The sequence below is a fragment of the Rhodococcus sp. (in: high G+C Gram-positive bacteria) genome, from assembly GCF_049299235.1.
Taxonomy (GTDB): domain Bacteria; phylum Actinomycetota; class Actinomycetes; order Mycobacteriales; family Mycobacteriaceae; genus Rhodococcus.
In genome coordinates this window covers 1-3,681 of record NZ_JBAQXC010000127.1, presented here as the reverse complement: position 1 = coordinate 3,681, position 3,681 = coordinate 1, and the positions used below count along the sequence as shown (strand labels likewise).

The 3,681-nt window shown below is 68.2% G+C and carries 4 protein-coding genes and 1 pseudogene; all 5 read left to right on the top strand.

The features are described from left to right. Window positions 1-458: pseudogene (locus WAX14_RS07955) on the top strand (DUF58 domain-containing protein); the annotation flags it as partial. Next, the gene (locus tag WAX14_RS07950) at window positions 455-1,435 is read left to right on the top strand and encodes a VWA domain-containing protein (protein ID WP_422627548.1); all 981 of its coding nucleotides are present in this window, start codon (window positions 455-457) and stop codon (window positions 1,433-1,435) included. The pseudogene WAX14_RS07955 and the gene WAX14_RS07950, both read left to right, overlap by 4 nt. A gap of 66 nt (window positions 1,436-1,501) precedes the next feature. After that, complete coding sequence (gene fabG1, locus WAX14_RS07945) at window positions 1,502-2,263, top strand: 3-oxoacyl-ACP reductase FabG1 (protein ID WP_422627547.1); 762 nt, start codon at window positions 1,502-1,504, stop codon at window positions 2,261-2,263. 50 nt (window positions 2,264-2,313) lie between these two features. Further along, complete coding sequence (gene inhA / locus WAX14_RS07940; protein ID WP_422627546.1) at window positions 2,314-3,120, top strand: NADH-dependent enoyl-ACP reductase InhA; 807 nt, start codon at window positions 2,314-2,316, stop codon at window positions 3,118-3,120. A 13-nt stretch (window positions 3,121-3,133) separates the two neighbouring features. After that, on the top strand, window positions 3,134-3,681 hold a 548-nt coding region (locus WAX14_RS07935; RefSeq protein WP_422627545.1), incomplete at its 3' end, for a ferrochelatase.

Below are 3,681 nucleotides of genomic sequence, written 5' to 3'. Positions count from 1 at the left end.
CGACGACCCCGCACGCACCCGACGGCACCCGCGGCGACCTGCGCGGCGCCGTCGAGGCGTTGCGAAGGCCGCAGCGCCGACGCGGACTCGTCGTGGTCATCAGCGACTTCCTCGGACCGCTGGACTGGGAGCGATCCCTGCGCGCACTGTCGGGCCGGCACGATCTGCTGGCCGTCGAGGTGCTCGATCCGCGTGACGTGGAACTTCCGGACCTGGGGGATGTGGTGCTGCACGACCCGGAAACCGGGCGCACCCGAGAATTCACCACCACGCAGCGATTGCGGGCCGACTATGCCGCCGCCGCCGCTGAACACCGCGCCGCCGTGCGGCAGGCACTGCGCCGCTGCGGCGCACCACAGATGACCTTGCGGACCGATCGGGACTGGATCGAGGACGTCGTCCGGTTCGTCGCCGCCCGCCGGCACAGTTTCGGTGCATCCGGGAAAGGGGCCCGATGAGCTTCTCCGATTTCGCGTCCCCGTGGTGGCTGCTGTTCCTCGTCGTAGTGGCCGCACTGGCCGCCGGCTATATCGTCATGCAGCGGCGCAAGCAGCGGCACGCCCTGCGCTTCAGCAATCTCGAGATGCTCGAGAAGGTCGCGCCCAGTCGTCCTGGCCGGGCCCGGCATGTTCCGATCATTGCGTTGTTGTGCGCGCTGACGTTGCTCACCGTCGCGCTCGCCGGTCCGACGGCCGAACAGCGCGTCCCCCGGAACCGGGCCACGGTGGTGCTCGTCATCGACGTGTCACTGTCGATGGAATCCACCGATGTCGCGCCCAGTAGGCTCGCCGCCGCCCAACACGCCGCCAAACAGTTCGCCGACGACCTGACCCCCGGCATCAACCTCGGTCTGGTCGCGTTCTCCGGTACCGCGTCGGTGCTGGTGTCGCCGACGACGAATCGCGAGGCCACCAAGTCGGCGATCGACCAGCTCACCCTCAGTGAGCGCACCGCGACCGGTGAGGCCATCTTCACCGCGATGCAGTCGATCGACACGCTCGCCGCGGTCCTCGGCGGCAGCGACCAGGCGCCACCCGCGCGCATCGTGCTGCTGTCTGACGGAAAGCAGACCGTTCCGGAAAGCCCCGACGACCCGCGCGGCGGATTCACCGCCGCACGTCAGGCCGCGGACAAGGGTATTCCGGTGTCGACGATCTCCTTCGGTACCGAATACGGCACCGTCACCATCGAGGACGAGCGCATTCCCGTCCCGGTCGACGATCCCTCCCTCAAGGAGATCGCGAATCTCTCCGGCGGGGAGTTCTTCACCGCTTCCAGCCTCGAGGAACTCGAGGACGCCTACGACACGCTCGAGGAGCAGATCGGGTTCGAAACCACCCGCGGCGATGCCAGCCGGCCGTGGTTGATTCTCGGTGTGCTCGCCGCGGTGGGAGGGCTCGCGGCGGCATTGCTGCTGCGCCAGCGCCTACCCTGACCGCTCCGCCTTCTACTCGCGAGGTCCCGGCGGATCTCGTCCGATCACCAGATAGGGTTCGACACCATGACCGAAGCACCGTCCGACGTCCCCACCCTCACCGGCGCGGCCGGCACCGCCACGATCCCGCGTTCGGTCCTGGTCACCGGCGGTAACCGCGGTATCGGCCTGGCGGTAGCGCGTCGGCTGCAGGCCGACGGGCACAAGGTGGCCGTCACCCACCGTGGTTCCGGTGCTCCCGACGGTCTGTTCGGCGTCGTGTGCGACGTCACCGACACCGACTCCGTCGATGCCGCGTTCAAGCAGGTCGAAGAGCATCAGGGTCCGGTCGAGGTGCTGGTCGCCAACGCCGGGATCACCGACGACACGCTGCTCATGCGCATGTCCGACGACCAGTTCACGAAGGTGCTCGACGCCAATCTCACCGGCGCGTTCCGCTGCGCCAAGCGCGCCAACCGTGCGATGCTGCGCGGACGCTGGGGCCGGATGATCTTCCTCGGCTCCGTCGTCGGCATGGCCGGGCAGGCCGGGCAGATCAACTACGCGTCGTCCAAGGCAGGCGTGATCGGCCTGGCCCGATCGGTGACCCGTGAACTCGGCTCCCGCTCGATCACCGCGAACGTCGTCGCCCCCGGCTTCATCGAAACCGACATGACCGCGGAGTTGTCCGACGATCTGCGTGACACCGCGAAGAAGTTCATTCCGCTGCAGCGCCTCGGCAGACCCGAGGACGTCGCCGCCGTCGTCAGCTTCCTCGCCTCCGACGATTCCGCCTACGTGTCCGGCGCGGTCATCCCCGTCGACGGCGGCATGGGCATGGGCCACTGACCACAACGCGCGCGACCGTATCCGATACTCACTGGAGGACCGACACACTCATGGGCGGACTGCTCGAGGGCAAGACCATTCTCGTCACCGGGATCATCACCGACTCGTCGATCGCGTTCCACACCGCGAAGGTCGCGCAGGAACAAGGCGCGACGGTGATCATCACCGGCTTCGATCGGTTGCGGCTGATCGACCGCATCGCGCAGCGGCTCCCACAGCCGGTGCCGCCGGCCATTGAACTGAACGTGCAGGACCCCGAACACCTCGCCGGGCTGGCCGACAAGGTGCGTGAACTCGCCCCGGACGGACTCGACGGTGTCGTGCACTCCATCGGCTTCGCGCCCCGCTCGTGCCTGGGTAGCCCGTTCCTCGACGCGCCGTGGTCCGATGTGGCCGTCGCCGTCGAGGTGTCCGCGTACTCGTACGCGGCGCTCGCCAAGGCGGTTCTCCCCGTGCTGAAGGACAATGCGTCGATCGTCGGCATGGACTTCGATCCGTCACGGGCAATGCCGTTCTACAACTGGATGGGTGTGTCCAAGGCGACCCTCGAGTCCGTCAACCGGTATGTCGCCAAGGAGGTCGGGTCGCGCGGTATCCGCTCGAACCTCGTCTCCGCCGGACCGATCAAGACCCTCGCCGCGAAGGCCATCGCCGGTGACGCCACCGGACCGGGCGCCGAAATGAACCGCCTCAACGAAGGCTGGTCGGCCGCCTCACCGATCGGCTGGGACGTCGACGACCCGGCCCCCGTCGCCAAGACCGTGTGTACCGTCCTGTCCGACTGGCTGCCCGGCACCACCGGTTCGATCATCTATGTCGACGGGGGATTCCACTCCCAGGTCGGCTTCGGCGCCTGACCCAGGACAGGTGATGGTCAGCACCCCCGAACCGTACGACGCGCTGCTGCTGCTGTCGTTCGGCGGTCCCGAACGACCCGAGGACGTCCGTCCGTTCCTCGGGAACGTCACCCGCGGGCGCGGCGTACCGCCGGAACGTCTCGACCAGGTCGTGCAGCACTATCTGCACTTCGGGGGTGTCTCACCGATCAACGCCCTGAACCGGGACCTGATCGCCCGCATCGAGGCCGAGTTCGCCGATGCGGGCATCACGCTTCCGGTGTATTTCGGTAACCGCAATTGGCATCCGATGATCGAGGACACCGTCACCGCGATGCGCGACGACGGCATCGGCAACGCCCTGGTGTTCCCGACCTCGGCGTGGGGTGGGTACTCCGGCTGCCGGCAGTACCACGAGGACATCGCCCGGGCCCGTACCGCGGTTCCCGGCGGCCCGGCACTGACGAAGCTGCGCCAGTTCTACGATCACCCGCTGTTCGTCGCCGCCGTCGCGGACGCGGTCCGCGCCGCGCGCACCGAACTGCCCGCCGACCTGCGGGACGACGCGCGGATCGTGTTCAC